18 protein-coding genes and 1 pseudogene are annotated in these 15757 nt (G+C 54.7%); 13 read left to right on the forward strand and 6 right to left on the reverse strand.

Annotated features, from left to right (window positions below; genetic code table 11):
* Nucleotides 1-104 precede the first annotated feature (104 nt).
* From OHL18_RS22635 to OHL18_RS22645, 3 genes are all read left to right on the forward strand, one after another.
* Nucleotides 105-1544, forward strand: coding sequence for an ATP-dependent DNA helicase (locus OHL18_RS22635; RefSeq protein ID WP_263377147.1), 1440 nt, complete (start codon nt 105-107; stop codon nt 1542-1544).
* A 93-nt stretch (nt 1545-1637) separates the two neighbouring features.
* Nucleotides 1638-2567 (forward strand): TIGR01777 family oxidoreductase, encoded by a 930-nt coding sequence (locus tag OHL18_RS22640; RefSeq protein WP_263377148.1) that lies wholly within the window; start codon nt 1638-1640, stop codon nt 2565-2567.
* Between the two features lie 186 nt (nt 2568-2753).
* Nucleotides 2754-3155, forward strand: coding sequence for a response regulator (locus OHL18_RS22645; RefSeq protein WP_263377149.1), 402 nt, complete (start codon nt 2754-2756; stop codon nt 3153-3155).
* Here OHL18_RS22645 and OHL18_RS23435 read toward each other — a convergent pair.
* From OHL18_RS23435 to OHL18_RS22655, 3 genes and pseudogenes are all read right to left on the reverse strand, one after another.
* Nucleotides 3059-3532: pseudogene (locus OHL18_RS23435) on the reverse strand (DUF1810 family protein). The gene OHL18_RS22645 and the pseudogene OHL18_RS23435 sit on opposite strands and share 97 nt — an antisense overlap.
* Nucleotides 3533-3739: 207 nt before the next feature.
* Entirely contained in the window at nt 3740-3946 is a 207-nt protein-coding gene (locus tag OHL18_RS22650) for a hypothetical protein (RefSeq protein WP_263377150.1), read from the reverse strand.
* A 109-nt stretch (nt 3947-4055) separates the two neighbouring features.
* On the reverse strand, nt 4056-4337 hold the full coding sequence (locus tag OHL18_RS22655; protein ID WP_263377151.1) for a hypothetical protein: 282 nt from the start codon (nt 4335-4337) through the stop codon (nt 4056-4058).
* A 470-nt stretch (nt 4338-4807) separates the two neighbouring features.
* Between OHL18_RS22655 and OHL18_RS22660 the strand changes: the two genes are divergently transcribed.
* From OHL18_RS22660 to OHL18_RS22675, 4 genes are all read left to right on the forward strand, one after another.
* Nucleotides 4808-5023, forward strand: coding sequence for a hypothetical protein (locus tag OHL18_RS22660; RefSeq protein WP_263377152.1), 216 nt, complete (start codon nt 4808-4810; stop codon nt 5021-5023).
* Nucleotides 5024-5858: 835 nt separating this feature from the next.
* Nucleotides 5859-7649, forward strand: coding sequence for a malto-oligosyltrehalose trehalohydrolase (gene treZ / locus OHL18_RS22665; protein WP_263377153.1), 1791 nt, complete (start codon nt 5859-5861; stop codon nt 7647-7649).
* A 146-nt stretch (nt 7650-7795) separates the two neighbouring features.
* The gene (locus OHL18_RS22670; RefSeq protein WP_263377154.1) at nt 7796-8389 is read left to right on the forward strand and encodes a YciE/YciF ferroxidase family protein; all 594 of its coding nucleotides are present in this window, start codon (nt 7796-7798) and stop codon (nt 8387-8389) included.
* Between the two features lie 341 nt (nt 8390-8730).
* Nucleotides 8731-9246: a nucleoside deaminase gene (locus OHL18_RS22675; protein ID WP_263377155.1), complete on the forward strand. Its 516-nt coding sequence runs from the start codon at nt 8731-8733 to the stop codon at nt 9244-9246.
* A 148-nt stretch (nt 9247-9394) separates the two neighbouring features.
* On the opposite strand, the gene OHL18_RS22680 is transcribed toward OHL18_RS22675, so the two are convergent.
* Together OHL18_RS22680 and OHL18_RS22685 are read right to left on the reverse strand one after the other, a co-directional pair.
* Nucleotides 9395-10147, reverse strand: coding sequence for an SDR family oxidoreductase (locus OHL18_RS22680; RefSeq protein WP_317890527.1), 753 nt, complete (start codon nt 10145-10147; stop codon nt 9395-9397).
* Entirely contained in the window at nt 10144-10296 is a 153-nt protein-coding gene (locus tag OHL18_RS22685; protein WP_263377156.1) for a hypothetical protein, read from the reverse strand. The genes OHL18_RS22680 and OHL18_RS22685 overlap by 4 nt, the downstream gene beginning before the upstream one ends.
* A gap of 280 nt (nt 10297-10576) precedes the next feature.
* Here OHL18_RS22685 and OHL18_RS22690 point away from each other — a divergent pair, with 280 nt between their 5' ends.
* Entirely contained in the window at nt 10577-11359 is a 783-nt protein-coding gene (locus OHL18_RS22690; protein ID WP_263377157.1) for a BON domain-containing protein, read from the forward strand.
* 100 nt (nt 11360-11459) lie between these two features.
* Here the strand turns inward: OHL18_RS22690 and OHL18_RS22695 are convergent, their stop codons facing one another.
* Nucleotides 11460-11972 carry a YciE/YciF ferroxidase family protein gene (locus tag OHL18_RS22695; RefSeq protein WP_263377158.1) on the reverse strand — a complete coding sequence of 171 codons (513 nt, stop codon included), beginning with the start codon at nt 11970-11972 and terminating at the stop codon, nt 11460-11462.
* 279 nt (nt 11973-12251) lie between these two features.
* Here OHL18_RS22695 and OHL18_RS22700 point away from each other — a divergent pair, with 279 nt between their 5' ends.
* The 5 genes from OHL18_RS22700 to OHL18_RS22720 all read left to right on the forward strand — a co-directional run bounded on the left by OHL18_RS22700 (nt 12252) and on the right by OHL18_RS22720 (nt 15734).
* Nucleotides 12252-12470 (forward strand): hypothetical protein, encoded by a 219-nt coding sequence (locus tag OHL18_RS22700; protein ID WP_263377159.1) that lies wholly within the window; start codon nt 12252-12254, stop codon nt 12468-12470.
* 57 nt (nt 12471-12527) lie between these two features.
* Nucleotides 12528-13181 (forward strand): SRPBCC family protein, encoded by a 654-nt coding sequence (locus OHL18_RS22705; RefSeq protein WP_263377160.1) that lies wholly within the window; start codon nt 12528-12530, stop codon nt 13179-13181.
* 15 nt (nt 13182-13196) lie between these two features.
* Nucleotides 13197-14375: a zinc-dependent alcohol dehydrogenase gene (locus OHL18_RS22710; RefSeq protein WP_263377161.1), complete on the forward strand. Its 1179-nt coding sequence runs from the start codon at nt 13197-13199 to the stop codon at nt 14373-14375.
* A 385-nt stretch (nt 14376-14760) separates the two neighbouring features.
* Entirely contained in the window at nt 14761-15204 is a 444-nt protein-coding gene (locus OHL18_RS22715) for a DUF421 domain-containing protein (RefSeq protein WP_263377162.1), read from the forward strand.
* Nucleotides 15201-15734 (forward strand): hypothetical protein, encoded by a 534-nt coding sequence (locus OHL18_RS22720; RefSeq protein WP_263377163.1) that lies wholly within the window; start codon nt 15201-15203, stop codon nt 15732-15734. The genes OHL18_RS22715 and OHL18_RS22720 overlap by 4 nt, the downstream gene beginning before the upstream one ends.
* Nucleotides 15735-15757: the final 23 nt, after the last annotated feature.

Raw genomic sequence — 15757 nt, forward strand, 5'->3', positions numbered from 1 at the left:
CCGGCTGCCTTAGCACGCATCCGGCTGAAGGCATTTACAGTCAACAGAGGGTGATCGCTCCGGACTCAAAGGGAAAGAGTAGTGCAGCGCGGCGCTGGCGCCGGATGTCGGCCGCGGCGAAGCAAGAGCTTGAGTCTCAGGGAAGCTTCTTCAGTCCACCTCAGGCGAACAGGGAGCAAACAATCCCGGGTCTTACGGCAGCGAGCGTGTTTTCTCCTGGCCCGGTTATCGAGAGCCCGATAGATCCCAACCTTACGGCGGATCAGGCCGAGGCGCTGCGAAGGATAGAAGCCGCCTGCAAGCCCGGCGAGTCCTATCTACTGACCGGATACGCCGGCTCCGGCAAGACATACCTCATGCAGCGGCTCACTATAAACATGAAGGCTAAGGGACGCCGTGTGGTTCTTACCGCGCCTACACACAAAGCCGTGGCCGTGCTCGCGCGTAAGCTGGCGGAAGCCGAGATTACTGGTGTGCCTTGCCGCACGATTCACAGCGTCCTGAGTTTGACCCCAAAGCCGAACACGGACCGCATGGAGTTCGCAAGAGACCGTGATGCGGAGCCGGTCCTTGCCGACGTGGTGGTTATCGATGAGTGCAGCATGGTCTCTGCGGATCTCTTACGCCACATCAAGCGGCATCTGCCACAGGCCTTCGTGCTATTTGTAGGTGATCCCGCTCAGCTGCCGCCGGTCGGCGAAGTCGCAAGCGAGACATTTGCAATTGAGAACCGATCACACCTGACCACGATTGTGCGGCAGGCAGCAGGGAACCCAATTCTGGCTGCGGCCGGTATCATCCGCGCCAGCCAGGGCGGCCAAGCAGATCTGTCCTGGTGCGTGTCGTCCTCCAAAGAGGACAAGCACGGTATCTTCCTGCCGGCTGAAGCCGCACAGCGTTGGATGAAGAAGGCGTTCACCTCGGATGAGTTCGAAGCCGATCCCGACAGTTTCCGCTACCTCGCATGGACGAATGCCCGCGTGCGTGAAGTGAACGAGAAGATCCGTCGTTGGCGCTATGGTGACGACATCCCCACACCGTTCATGCCTGGAGAGAGTGCGTTGTTCCGTGCCCCCGTGATCGTCGACGAAGCTCTCGTCTTCGCGAACAATCAGGAAGCTAAGGTGCTGGAAATTGAGAGGAGCACTCTTAGCCACGAATTTGAGGAGGCTAAGGGCTTGGCGAAGTGGACCGCCACGATACCCACATGGCTGATTCGGCTCAGGGACACGGACGGCGATGAGAAAAGCGTCCATATGGCTGCGGATGACTTCGAATTCCAGAAGGTCATTTCTCGAATCAGAGACGAGGCCGCCGAGTCACGAATCCGCTGGATGCACCTTCATGAGTTTCAGCAGAGCGTGGCGAAGTTGCAGTCAATCTACTCGCTCACGGTACACACATCGCAAGGTGGGACGTTCGGTTCTGTCTTCCTCGACCTGCCAGATATTCGCAGGCGCGAACGGACCAATCTTCTCGAAGCCCAGCAGATGTTGTACGTCGCGGTGACTCGGCCTTCGCAACGCCTGATTGTGGTGAAGTAGCTTCTATCCTGGGAAGTGCGAGTAAATCTCATTGCGCCAGGGAACGGCTAAGCGATTATCCAAGTGGACGGCATCTGAGATAGAGGAAACTACATGACTCTTAACCTCCCGTTTAGCAAGCAAAATCCGCGTCGCATCCTCATCAGTGGGTCTTCAGGGTTGATCGGACGTGCAGTGGTCGCAAGCCGACAACGCGCGGGAGACGTGGTCGTACCGCTAGTCCGTGCAAAGGGAACAGCGGACGCTTTGCTCTGGAGCCCTGGGTCAGGAACACTTGATCCAACTCTCGTGAGCGGCTTCGATACCGTGGTCCATCTCGCCGGAGAACCCGTCGTGGGGCTTTGGAGCACTGCAAAGAAGCGTCGCATCATGGAAAGCCGCGTCCTTGGGACCGCCGAACTTGCCACTGCGCTCGCATCAGCGGCTCTGCCGCCTCGGCTGTTCCTGTCCGCGTCGGGAATAAACTTCTACGGGAACAGAAGTAACACCGTACTCGATGAGACGGCACCTTCGGGGCAAGGCTTCCTTGCCGAGGTATGCAGGGCGTGGGAGGCTGCTTCGCAACCACTGACAAACAGATCACGCATCGTGCACCTCCGGATCGGCGTCGTCCTCGCGTATGAAGGCGGAATGCTTCCCCGGCTGTTGCCAGCCTTCCGCATAGGCTTAGGAGCGATTGTTGGCGATGGTGAAGGTTATGTGAGCTGGATTGCCCTCGAAGACCTCGTCCGAGTGATCGATTACCTGATGGAAGCGAGTGATATCGACGGCCCAATAAATGTCGTTGCTCCTCAACCAGTAACGAGCGAGGTCTTCAACCGAGCGATCGGAAAAGCCGTTGATTCGAAAGTGCGCCTCCGCCTACCAGCTTGGCCCTTCCGGTTGCTGCTGGGACAACTAGCGGATGAGACGATCCTTGGAAGCGTGCGGGCGATCCCCGGCAAGCTGGTCAGAGATGGTTTTCGCTTTCATTGCGACACGCTTGAGGAAGCTTTGATTGGGGTGCACTTGCGCCAGCCTTGAACCCGAAAGCTGGGGCAATACTGGCATGGGATTCCGTTGTTGGCCTCATGCTTCGCTCCAACAACAAACGGCGAGGCTCCGAGTAGCATCGAAGCGGAAGAAGCCAGACCTATTCGGCGTTCAGCAGAGGTCGACCCGCGTACTAGAAACACTTATGTGATTTTCACCGAAGACAGCAGAGACCCAATGAACGAGATGTCCGATCCCTTCCTCATCTTCATCGTGGACAATGAATCTACAATTGCAGAAACAACCGCACACATCCTTCACCGGGAAGGGTTTCACTGCGTTGCCTTTAGCGATCCCCTGGACCTGATCGATCAGTGTGCCGCTACACCACCCAACCTTGTCATCTCGGACATCATCATGCCCCAAATGAGCGGTTTCGACCTGGCAAACCGACTACACGACACTCATCCACAATGCAGAATCCTCCTGTTTACTGGACAAGCCGGAGTGGATGATCTCCGGGAATATGCGCTGGAACTCGGTCACGATATCGAAGTGCTTTCGAAGCCTCTACATCCGCTCAAGCTAATCGAAAGAGTAAAGATAATCTCCGGAGAGCAAATCTCAAAAGGGCAGTAGACGCTATCTGGGACGGAGTTGGCTGAGCGTGTTCTCGTCCAATCGGCCCATGAGTATTTCGCCAAAGCCTGCGCGAATACCGGGGTCTCAAAGTGACCGCAATCGGCAACCTCGGCGAACAGAGTCATCGAAGAATGGAACTTCAGGTCGTCTGGATAGCCGAAGATGTCCTGACTCATCGATTCTGGAGAGAATTTACAAGCGCAGTGCAGTGCTCAAGACGGCGTCCAAGAACGGGATGCTGAAGGTAGGCGGCCAGGATTGGAGATCGCAGACCGTTGAGCAGTTGAACTTGAACCAAGGCCCTTGATTTGGGGGAAAACGAACCACATCCAGTGAGTACGCTTCCGCCCGGCGGCAAGCTCCGACTGAACCACATCAAAGGTGAAGTCCTGTGCGTTGAGGAAGCGCTGAAAATGGAAATGTCAGTCCCTGCGTTCAAGAGCATTCCCCTAAACTGTATGCAACACAGACCCAATCCGCTCCCGCGGCCTCTGTAATACTCGACTCTGGCCTCTGTAATACTCGACTCTGGAGATACAGCGTGACCAAGCCATCCGGCTCCATCTTCAGCCACAAGGTCTCTACTTCTTGTGGAGAACCTTGTCCGCTTTGCTATCGACCTTTTTCTTGTCTGCCGCGCTCAACTTGCCTGCCTGTTCCGCTTGTGACGCTCGGGCTTTGGCGTTTCGGGCGTGAGCCACATCTGGCATGGGATACTTGCGTTCTTCTGGCAGACCGAAATCGCTCCTCGGTTCAGAGTTTTTCTTAGACGTCGTCAGTGTCGCCATGATCTTGCCTCCTACGCGTATGAGATGCCATTTTTCGACGAGCGCAAGACTGGAAATCTATGTCGAGTCTTCGAAGCCTTCAGTGCTGCCGTCGGATACTCCAAACTTGTTAGCCGTGAGACTTTTGCTTTTCCGTCTGCAAAAACCTTTTCGTCGCTTCGGCTGGAGTGTAAATCTCTCCGTCTATCAGCATGCGTCCCGTGTAACGGCGATTCGCGCCAAACTCCCACGCTACTTCATGCCCCTGGCTTGCGAACTTCGCCCATTTCGAAGTTTTGGAAGCATTCTGTTCGAGCCAGAACGTACCGGTCTCTTGGTCGGTGAAGGACCGCAAACCATCCTGACCAGTCCGGCCTGTCCAAGAAGTCAAGTCTTTTAGTTTCGCAGCCATCTCTCAATGCTACGCCGGGGAATGGGCGTGTCTTGACCCGGTGTCCCGGCCCTCCCTCACGGACGCATTAGAGTCTCTGATGCGCAGCACGGAACGTTGGGCGGCTGTATGCCATCGCGGTCGGGCGCACTTTAGCTGGCATCCTCCACTGGTCAACCGCGCATCGGAAGCGAGATGGAGACAGTGATGGAAACCTCACCCAGAAAAGTTGAAGGGCTGTCCGAAATCGAAGTCCTGGACCTATGCCGCTCGGAGGTCGAAACCATGCATAACGTGCATTACCTTATGAGCTGCGCTGACGTTCCGAGGGACACCATGCAGCGTTATTTGGCTGACATGAGCAGGTCCCATCGGGGTTCACGGCAACGTTCAACTCAGCGTATAACGCCCACAAGTCGCAATTCCTTCGTATCGAGGGAACCGAAGCCTTCGCCGAATTGAATCCGGCTTTCGCTTACAACGGGATCAAGATGAAGTTCGTGAAGTTCGAGATGGCTATGGATGGTGGGGTGGAGATGGCACACGAGCCGTCGCTGGAACCCAAGGACCAGTTCGCGGCTGAGATGGATCACTTTTCGCTGTGTTTGCAGAAGGGCCTTTCTCCGCATACCCCGGGCGAAGAGGGATTGCAGGACCAGAAATCATGGATGCCATTTATGAGTCAGCCCGCACCGGAATGGCGGTAAAAATGGCCATAGAGCGAGGGGGTACCCGTGGACCAGAGCCGGAGGATGGTTGAAGGAAGAAGATTCCGGCTGTCGTTCGCTTAATGCTTTGGCCGAAAGCCTAAACTGTCCAGCTGACCGGTCATAAGAGCTACCGTTTCACAGCAAACCTCAATGCCGCGGTTCTTCCACGCCTCTTCTGCTGCGACTGACAAAGTCGACTCAAATTCTGTAGCGACCCCTGCAAGTCCAAGTGCAGTCGTGAACCCAGTGTGATCTGCAAAATCAACAATCATCACAGGCGTGCCCTGTAGGTGGATCGGGGTGGGCCACCACATGGAGACACTCTTTTTCTGTCCTGCGAAAGGTAAGCCTCAATGACATCGGTGTGCCTATTTGATTGGGATGCTTATGTCCTTGCTGATGTGGTTAGATGCGCAGAAAGCGGATCGAAACCTCGAAGATCTGGTCCGGTCGCAAGATTAAAAGCTCTTACCGGTCGGTCACGCGATGCCTTGTGCGGAGCACCAAGCCGCATCCCTCCGGCCCCCGGCGGCCGATTCCGACGCTACTCCGTTTTCGGGCTGAATTCTGTAGGCTTCCTGCTGGCTGCGATTGCAGTGGATTCGAATCATATTTCCTGCCGCCGTGAGATCAACCAGCAGCCGTCGGCGCATTGAAACATTGGACAGTGGATGAGGCTACTGGTGTCTGAGAGAAGCTTTTAATTCGCGTAGTTCCTTGAAGCAACCACCTGCGGTGCACGCCGCTTCACATAATCGCGCTTGGTGTGGTCTGCATTCATGACGCCGAAAGCACATTTAATATGCCGCATCGACGGCGAGGAGATTTCGCAATGCACAAATTTGGGGTGTGGGCTCCTAAAGCTCAAAAGATGTCGCTGAAGTGGCGGGACCAAATCCAAAGCATGAATGGCCCCAACAAGCGCGGCTGGTGGACTCTTGAGGTGCCGGAAGCAGGATGCGGCGACAAGTACGCCTTTCTGCTTGACGATGAGCACACGCCCTATCCAGATCCCCGCAGTCTAAGGCAGCCTGAAGGAGTACACAACGCCTCAGAACTCTACGATCAAACCGGCTTCGAGTGGCACGATCAGCTTTGGAGAGGCTCGCCGAAGACCGGGTCGATTATCTACGAGCTGCATATCGGCACTTTCAGTGAAGAAGGAACGTTTGATGCTGCGATTGAACGCTTGCCGTACTTGGCCGACCTGGGTGTGACACACATTGAAGTGATGCCCGTTGCCGCATGGGCTGGGCACCAAGGCTGGGGATACGACAGCGTTGCTCTGTTCGCGCCTCACGAACCATATGGCGGGCCAGATGGTTTCAAGCGGTTCATTGATGCATGTCACGCAGCGGGCCTAAGCGTAATCCTGGATGTGGTTTACAACCACTTCGGTCCGGTCGGTAATTACACGACGATGTTCGGTCCCTATCTGAATGCCGATCGAAAAACCCCATGGGGAAGTGCTGTAAACCTTGATGGGGAGGGCAGTGACGAAGTGCGGCGCTTCTTCGTCGACAACGCGCTCATGTGGCTGAAAGATTACCATTGCGACGGCCTGCGCTTCGATGCCGTACACGCATTCTTAGATCTGTCTTCCGTTCACTTCATGGAGCAATTGTCGATTGAAGTCGAGCGGCTAAGTGCCACGCTTGGTAAGGAATATCTCCTGATTGCAGAAAGCGATCTCAATGACCCTCGTGTCGTCCGCTCGCGAGAAGCTAACGGATATGGAATGGATTCGCAATGGAGCGATGATTTCCATCACGCTCTCTTTGCCTTGCTCTACACACCAAAGGAAGGTGAGTCTGGCTACTACGATGATTTTGGCACTTTGGAGGATCTACACAAAGCTCTCAAACAGGCCTATGTGTACGACGGCCAGTATTCAAGGTTTCGAAAGCGGAGGCACGGTCGCCCCGCAGATGGCCTTTCCGCCCACCATTTCGTCCACTTTGACCAGAACCACGACCAGGTCGGCAATCGCGGATGGGGCGAGCGCCTGGAGCATCTTGTTGGCCTTGACGCAGCCAAGGTATCGCTAGGCCTTTTGCTGACAGCCCCATATATTCCGATGTTGTTCATGGGCGAGGAGTGGGCGACATCCGCCCCTTTTCTCTACTTTGCAGATCACGAGGACGAAGAGATGCGGCGACTCGTCGCAGAGGGGCGCAAGAAAGAGTTCGCTGCATTCGGATTCGACGGGAACATACCAGATCCAGAGGATCGGAAAACCTACGAGATGTCGAAGCTGAAGTGGACCGAGCAGAGAGAAGGGAAGCACGCTGAGATGCTTACTTGGGTAAAGGCTTTGATCAAGCTCCGACGCAGTCGCGTTTGCTTCAACGACGGTGACATGCACCACCTGGTGGTTTCAAGAGATGACCCGCATAGGGCGCTGATCATGGCCCGCGATGAGGCTCGGATTCTTATCAACTTCGGTGACGACGACGCTACCTTCGATTTGCTGGAAGGAGAGCGGCTTGAGTTGATCTCCCGCGAGGGAAATGGCACCGTTGGCGATCATCTTATGCTTTCCCCCATGACGCTAGCCGTTTTGTTGTCGACAACGGAAGAGACGGAAGACCGGCAAGTAGCTTCCCGTGCGCGAAACTCTTAGCCTACGCTGGGGACGCGTATTGCGCGGTCAGCATTGAACGAGATCCGCATGGGGGTTACACAATCAGTGCGATTTCGACGAAGACAACCCGGCGCCTGTCGCCGAGCATATTATCAGAAAGCTTCTAAATACATGGAGATCGACAAATGGCATTGAAGACAGTTTTGATCGACGAATTGCGCGATATGTACAGCGCTGAAAATCAGCTTATAAAAGCGCTACCTAAGCTCGCCAAGGGCTCAAAGAACCCCAAGCTGAAGGCCATCTTCACAGCACATCTGGCCGAGACGAAAGGGCAGGTCGAGCGTCTGAAAAAGGTGTTCGCGGAACTAGGCGAGAAACCGACTGGGCAACATTGCAGCGGGATGGAAGGCGTGATCGAAGAGGGCAAGGATGCTCTTGAAAAGGACGAAGAGGGCTCTTCTTTCGAAGCCGGTCTAATTGGGGCAGCACTTCGCACCGAGCATTATGAAGTCGCCGGTTATGAGGCCTGCATTTCGATGGCGACCGCTCTTGAATTGCCGAAGATCGTTAAGCTCTTGAACTCCAACCTAAAAGAGGAGCTGGCTGCCGCTAAGAAGATTACCGCCGCCGGTGCTCCGATCATGAAGATGAGCGCGAGAGAGCCTGAGGCTTTGAAAGAACCAAAGTCGAGTAAAGAGAAGTATTCGGCCAAGAAGAGCAGAGAAGACGAAGCCAAAGCGGCGCCCGATCTTGCTTCTGTATCGGCAAAGATATAAGACTCCAGAATCGCCGAGAGAGGGTCCCGCTTCGGCGGGGCCTCTTCGACTTGGCGACGACTACAGGTCATCCTCAAAGAATCTGCCGGATGAGCCTCGTGACGCTAGAGGGCTATTGCAAGGTTGGATGTTCCATCCTCCAGACTCGTAGAGTTCACCCTCCCTGAGTCCTTTGGAGGAGATGAATGGGCACTCCTGATCGACACGAACATCGAAGACAACAAGGCTGAGGGAATTCACAAGACGGGCGACAAGTACGGTGTAACCAGTCGTTCGCTACTTCTTTTCGCCCTCAAATCACAAAACGCTCAGACGGGGCGCTACTAGCCACGGGAGGATCCTTGAAAGAAACTCAAGACATAACATTCATGGCTGCGGCTTTAGAGCAGGCGAGGGCAGGGAAGGCGACGCCTGGCGGAGCTCAGGTCGGCTGTGTCTTGGTCGAGAACGGAGCTATTGTGTGCTCTAGCTTCAACGAAGGCGATCTTCAATTCGATCCGACGGCTCATGCAGAGATGGTGGGCATAAGGAGGCTATGTAGGCAGAAGAAGTCGACCAGCCTAAAGGGGATAACCCTTTACTGCACGCTGCAACCATGCGGCATGTGCACGATGGCTTGCCTCTGGGCGGGGGTAAGCCGAATCGTTTATGGGGCGGCAAGGAACGATGTCAACTCTGTCTACTTCGAGTCGAGGCACTTCGATACTGCGGATTTCATCCATCAAGCATTCCGGGATGATCTCGAGGTAAAGGGGAATGTCCTGTCAAATGAATGCGCTGCGCTTTACCTGAAACCAGACGAGACGGCTTCCAGTGATCCCGCCCATGATGCCACTTCCTTGTCCTCTTCCGGCTGACAGGCGGACATATGAGGTCTGCGGCATTCTAAGCCAATAAACCTACAGGTTCTCTGAGGGTCCGCAACTGCGATGCACTCATAGTGTGGTGCGCGAATAGGACGCCCCCTCTTCAAGCGTCTTGATGCCGGAACAAAAGGTCAGTGCTCTAAAAAGGTGTCTTGCCACCGGTTGCGCCGTAGATTTCCCCAGTGACGTAGCTCGCGTCATCGGAGGCTAGGAAAACATAAACGGCTGCTTGCTCGACTGGCTGTGCGGGTCGCTTAAAGAGAGTTGATTCGCCAAAAGCCTGCACTTCCTTTTCTGGCATAGTCGCCGGGATCAAAGGAGTCCAAACCGGCCCCGGAGCCACTCCATTGACCCTGATTCCATATTTCATACAGAGCTTGGAAAAGCTTTTGGTAAGGCTCACGAGTGCGGCCTTTGTCGAGGCATATGGCGCGAGTTCATCTTTGGGTTCGAAAGCTTCAATGGAGCAGCTGTTCAAAATCACGCCTCCGGGCCTCATCGCCGAGAGTGCAGCTTGTGTCAGAAAAAAGGTGCCTTGGACATTTGTCCGGTAGGTGCGGTCAAACTCCTCTTCGGGAATGTCGGCGAGGTCTGCATATGTCCTTTGGAAGGCAGCGTTATTGACAAGAATGTCCAAGCGGCCATACTCGTTTGCGACTCGCTCAACCAGCTGCTCACAGAAACTCTTCCTCCGAATATCTCCCGGAACTCCGATGGCCTTCCGGCCTGTCGTTTGAATCAGCCTGACCGTCTCATCCGCGTCCCTTCGCTCTTGATCCTCGCCTTCGACATAGGTAAACAGGATGTCCGCGCCCTCCTTCGCGAAACAGAGAGCCACGGCACGCCCGATACCGCTGTCAGCCCCAGTGATAAGAGCCGCGCGCCCTGTCAGACGGCCATGCCCTTGATACGTGAATTCACCGTAATCTGCAGGGGGTCAAGCTGGTTGGAACTGCCCGAGCCTGTTTGTTGCTTTTGAGGGAACGGCGGCTTCGCAAAACGGTCGGGCGGATCACGTGGTTCAACGACAAATGCTGACATGGTGGTACCTCCAGGATGATTCTGTGAAGCTTATGAAAGTGAAGAGAGTGTGTGCAATTGGCCCTGGGTTCTTGATTGGCAGTTCACTTTCAGTATGCTTGGACGCAATGAAGGCTCCGGGGGAAGTCTCACCAGATCGAGACTGAGGGACGCGGATGTGTGCCTCGGCGTGCGGCCAATATCCTAAGTTGGTATCGCTCCAGATACCGCATAGAAACGCAACTAAACTCCCTGTTCCGTGTCTGAACTGGTAGAGGAAGTGAACCCCAAGGAGGGGCAAATGTTCACGAAAACAACGGGTTGGAAGGTATCGATAGCAACGATTGCCTTCGCAATATCTGCTGCACAGATTACGCCGAGCGCATGGGCCGAAGACACGCGGAGCGACAGCCGCATACAAGCTGAGCTGACAAAATCTCTGAGCAACGCCAAGTTCAAAGACGTTCACGCGAATGTGCAAGATGGAGTTGTGACTCTTGCCGGAACCGTGGACGTTTACGGTGTCAAGGAAGATGCAATAAAGCGGGCAAAGAAGATCAAAGCGGCGACGACAGTCAAAGACAACATTGAAATAGGCGGCCCTACGGTTCCCGACGAGGTTTTAAAGCGGAAGCTTATGGGCAAGATTCAATCGGACAGGGTTGGTTACGGAACAACCGCCTTCAATGCCATTTCCCTGAATGTGGACCATGGAATTGTGACGCTGGGTGGAACTGCCTATGGTCCTGTGGACAAGAGCTACGCCCTTGCAGATGCCAGTTATATGGTTGGAGTGAAAGGTGTAGTAGACAATATCCAGGTTGATCCGGTGTCCCTGTTTGATGACAAGATCCGTTTGGCGACGGCTCGGTCCATCTACGGTTATCCTACGCTGAACAAGTACGCGATCGATCCCGCAAAGCCGATTCGCATTATTGTGCAAAATGGAAACGTGACCCTGGTCGGCGTTGTCATCAATAAGGCTGATAAGGAGATCGCTGGTCTTCGCGCGAACAGCGTGCCCGGCGTCTTCAAGGTCACAAACGACCTGCAAGTCGCTAACGAACGGATCCAGCAGGACTGACGTCTTTCATAAACTCAACGAAGCCTCCCGGCCCGATCAGGGTGGGAGGCTTTTTGTTTGAGTCAGGCCAGCCGTGTTTTGTTTTGTCGAGGATGGTCGCCTAAACCGTAGCCGCGACTGCGTTTGCCCGTTGGGAAATCTCTGAAAGGAGATGGTCAGCGTGCTTTTCTTCTGCCAGGGTCTTCTCCAAAGTGGCCGCGTGATTCGAAAGACCAAGTTGGATGGCCCAGTCGCGGGCGCTGCCGTACGAGGCGATCTCATAGTGCTCGATTTTCTGAGCAGTGGCGATCAAACCTGCGTCGCGAACAGCACCAGGATCGCTTTCCTTGGTGATGTTTTCACCGGAAGCGACGATTGCGGTCAGGATGGGGTCTTTCTTGTCGTCGACATCCCCCTCATTGACGTCCCCGATGAGATCTTCGAGTCGCGAGACGTGAACTTCTGATTCCTGGAGATGAGACTGAAATGCATCCTTTAGCTGCAGATCGTCAGCGTGCTCGATCATGTCAGGCAAACCTTTGACAATCTGTTTTTCAGTGGACAGGAGGTAACGGAGTTGCGCGGTATAGAGCTCGCGAAGACTCTGAAAATCGTTCGGAGTGATGAGTCCCATTTGTGTTCCACCTCATTCAGGGTTTTGACACTTTCGTGTCTGCTCGTGAGAAGGGATAAACAAATGCCAGGTTGTATTCGACTCGGAGTTGGAAACGAGGTATTGCCTGATGCCCTTCGATCCGCGAGCCCCAACCGGATTTGAATGCACCCTCCCGAGGGGGCTCAAGAGAGAAATATTCGGTACTTACGCCCATGCCCTCGCAGGACGTGATGCGAGCAAACCCGGTGCGTGTCGGTTGCATCGCATTGCTCGTAATTCGTTGCCTGGAGGTTCCATATGGCCAATGTGTTTGTGGAAGCGCGTCCGAAAGGGCATCCAGAAGGATCGGCGATTGAAGGTTACGTCGTCGAAGATCATACCGACAATGTGCTTGGCTCATTCAATACGCAAGAGGAATCTATCGCCTGGGCTAAAGCGAATCATCACTCTCCCGTAGTGGCTCGCGTGCGTCGTCTAAACGACAAAAAGAAGCCGGATCAGTCGGGATCGGCCTGAAACGGCTCATGGACCTAGACACCGCCTTCCCCAAAATCACCCAGGAGTAGAAACATCATGTCAATCTCACCTCTGACCGAAAAGCCATACGCAGAAGCCCTCCCGTTCTCCATAGGTGCGTCCGTGGTTGTAAACGGTCGTTACCTTTCTCCACCAGAAGACAAAGACGGAAAAATCTGGGTGCGGTCGTCCGCACTCGTCCTGAGAGATGCCCAAACTTTATATGCCATGTGGCGAGATGTTGAGTCTGCGCCTCGGTGGCAAGAGAACATTATCGAAGTGGTTACGACGGGCCCAACGACCTCTCGATGGTCGATGAAGACTTCAGAAGACGATGACGCTAAGGTCATCGGTTGGGACTCGGAGGTGATGGCAGACGAGCCCGGCGTTCGGATCGCCTGGCGATCAATCGGTGGGGAATCCGATAATGCCGGTGAGGTCATCTTCGAAGCGGCACCCAGCGGCCAAGGAACCGTTGTCACGGTACTCCAGGAATTCCGGATGGGTAAACTCGCTAGCGCCTGGGAGACCCTGGTCGGACGGAATCCCAAGCAGGCGGTAATCGAGAACCTTCGCCACTTCAAGGCGCTGGCCGAAACTGGAGAAATTCCACGCAGCCAGCTCGATCCACACGGCGATCGCGGCATCATTGGTAATTTAAAGCGGTCTTCATACGGTGAAACCGTCCCAACGCCAACGGGTAGCAACTAACCGAAGGAGAGAGACATGAAAGCAGTTTGTTGGATGGGCAAAAGTAGCATGGAAACGAGGACTGTTCCTGACCCGGAACTGATCAATCCGCACGATGCCATCATCAAGGTTACACGGACAGCGATCTGCGGTTCGGACCTCCATTTATACGACGGATTCATCCCCACAATGGAGTCCGGCGACATCATGGGACACGAGTTCATGGGCCTCGTTGAAGAGGTTGGTCCTGAGGTAGCAAACCTCAAGCGCGGTGATCGCGTCGTCGTTCCGTTCACAATCGCGTGCGGGAACTGCATTTTCTGCAAAAAGAAATTCTGGGCTGCCTGTGATAACACGAATCCCAATGCTCATCTGATGGAAAAGGCCTATGGCTACTCGGGCGCAGGTCTGTTCGGGTACTCGCATATGATGGGCGGCTATGCCGGCGGCCAGGCGCAGTACGTGCGCGTTCCGTTCGCGAATGTAGGTCCACTGAAGATCGAGAATGATCTTCCCGATGAAAAAGTCCTGTTCCTGTCCGACATCTTCCCCACGGGGTATATGGCGGCCGAAAATGCTCAGATACAGCCCGGCGACACCGTTGCAGTCTGGGGATGCGGGCCTGTTGGACAGTTTGCGATCGCTAGTGCCTTCATGCTGGGTGCGGCCCGTGTCATCGCAATTGACCGCTTTCAAGAGCGCCTAGCTCTGGCTCGCTCCCTCGGCGCAATCACCGTTGACTACTCTGAAGAAGATGTCAGCGTCCTCACGGCGCTGAAGGATTTGACGGGCGGAGTCGGCCCCGATAGCTGCATCGATGCTGTTGGCTTGGAAGCACATTCGAACGAGCTGCAGGGCGTCTACGACGTCGTGAAGACGGCACTCTTCATGGAGACCGATCGCCCTAGCGTGCTGCGACAAGCAATCCAAGCGGTGAGGAAAGGTGGCACGTTGTCGATTCCAGGCGTTTACGGCGGGCTCTTGGATAAGGTCCCCTTCGGAGCTGCTTTCGGGAAAGGCATCACGATGAAGATGGGCCAGACCAACATGCACAACTACATGAAGCCGCTGTTGGAACGCGTCGAGAAGGGTCAGATCGATCCCAGCTACATCATTTCTCACCGAATCACCCTGGAACAAGCCCCGGAGATGTACAAAGTCTGGCGTGACAAAAAAGAGAAAGTGACCAAAATTGTGATCGATCCTTGGGCCTAGCTGCTACGGTTCGGAGCTTCGAGATCGTCGTTGCTCATTCCGGCTTCATCCAACAGCACTACATGTGCTGCTGAAAGGGGCCCGCTGTGAAGAGGGCTCTTCTGTCTCTCAGCGATGGAGGAAAGATGAAACCTGATTCTCGTTTTGGGGCGACTTCAATTGCATCTGTGATTGGCCAGTCTGTGCTGCTGGCCCTGCTCTCTTGCGGTGCGCTGTCGCTCACGGGTTGCGTCATAGCTGGGGTTTCAAGTGGCACTGGGTTCTTCATCTGGCCTGGCAGCATTGGGCTTTTGGTGCTCATTTTGATAGCCGTGCTCGTTCTGCGTCGCAGATAGAGTGCCGCTCCATATTCAAATGAGTCGCACGGAAGTTAAGAGGTCTACAAGTGGAAGCTTCTATCCGCGCAATTTTGTTTTATGTATTCCTGGTATTTGTCGTCCGCATCGTCGGCCGCCGTCCTGGCAAGCAAATTACCCCATTCGAATTTGTCTTGGTCTTCTTTATGGGCGGCCTCGCACTCACCGCAATGGTAGGTGATGACGCTTCACTTACGAATGCCTTTATCCAGATTCTGACCGTCGCTCTGACTCACTTCTGCATAGCAATCGCGAGGGCCAAGTCTCGCTGGCTCGCCCGTTTGCTCGATGGGACACCGCTCATTTTGCTTGAAAACGGACAGTGGCGGTCTGAGACCTTGAGTAATATGCGAATTCAGGATGACGACGTTATGGCGCAAGCGCGGGACCAGGGGATCGCCACGCTAGACAAGATTGAGATTGCAATCCTTGAACGAAATGGCCAGATCAGCATTATCGAGGGATCCAAGTGAGCGATGTCGCTTTCAGCAAACCGGTAGAGGATTCAGTCCCGAAGATCAACGATGAAGTGGCGGTCGGGGAAGATCTCGGCTTCCAGCGTAAGTGGTGGAAATTCGAAACGTTTATGTGGTGGGTGATCGCTCTGGTGCTTGTACTGAACTTCGCAGGCTTCTTAGGACGTGGGCCTGTTGCCCATGCGACTCTCAGCAGTGACGCCATGCTTGTCAAATATGAGCGGGTGGAGCGAACCGGTACACCGTCAATCTTAGAGGTTCAGTTCCAGCCAAATACTCTTGGCAAGAAACAGGTGAAGCTGCATGTGAGCCAAAGTGTCGTCAATGAGCTGGGGGCGCAAAGGGTCATCCCTTCACCGTTGGATACAGCGGTGGGAGGCGGTGGACTGACCTATACCTTCTCCGCCGAGGAGGCACCTGGCTCAGTGCAATTCGCACTGCAGCCTTCGAAACCTGGCATCTTCCACTTCACTATCGAGGTGCCTGGATATACACCGCTCTCCGCGAGAGTTGTAGTGATGCCGTAACCGGCCTCCAGAATGCGGAGCAG

The sequence above is a fragment of the Granulicella aggregans genome, from assembly GCF_025685565.1.
GTDB classification, from domain to species: Bacteria; Acidobacteriota; Terriglobia; order Terriglobales; family Acidobacteriaceae; genus Edaphobacter; species Edaphobacter aggregans_B.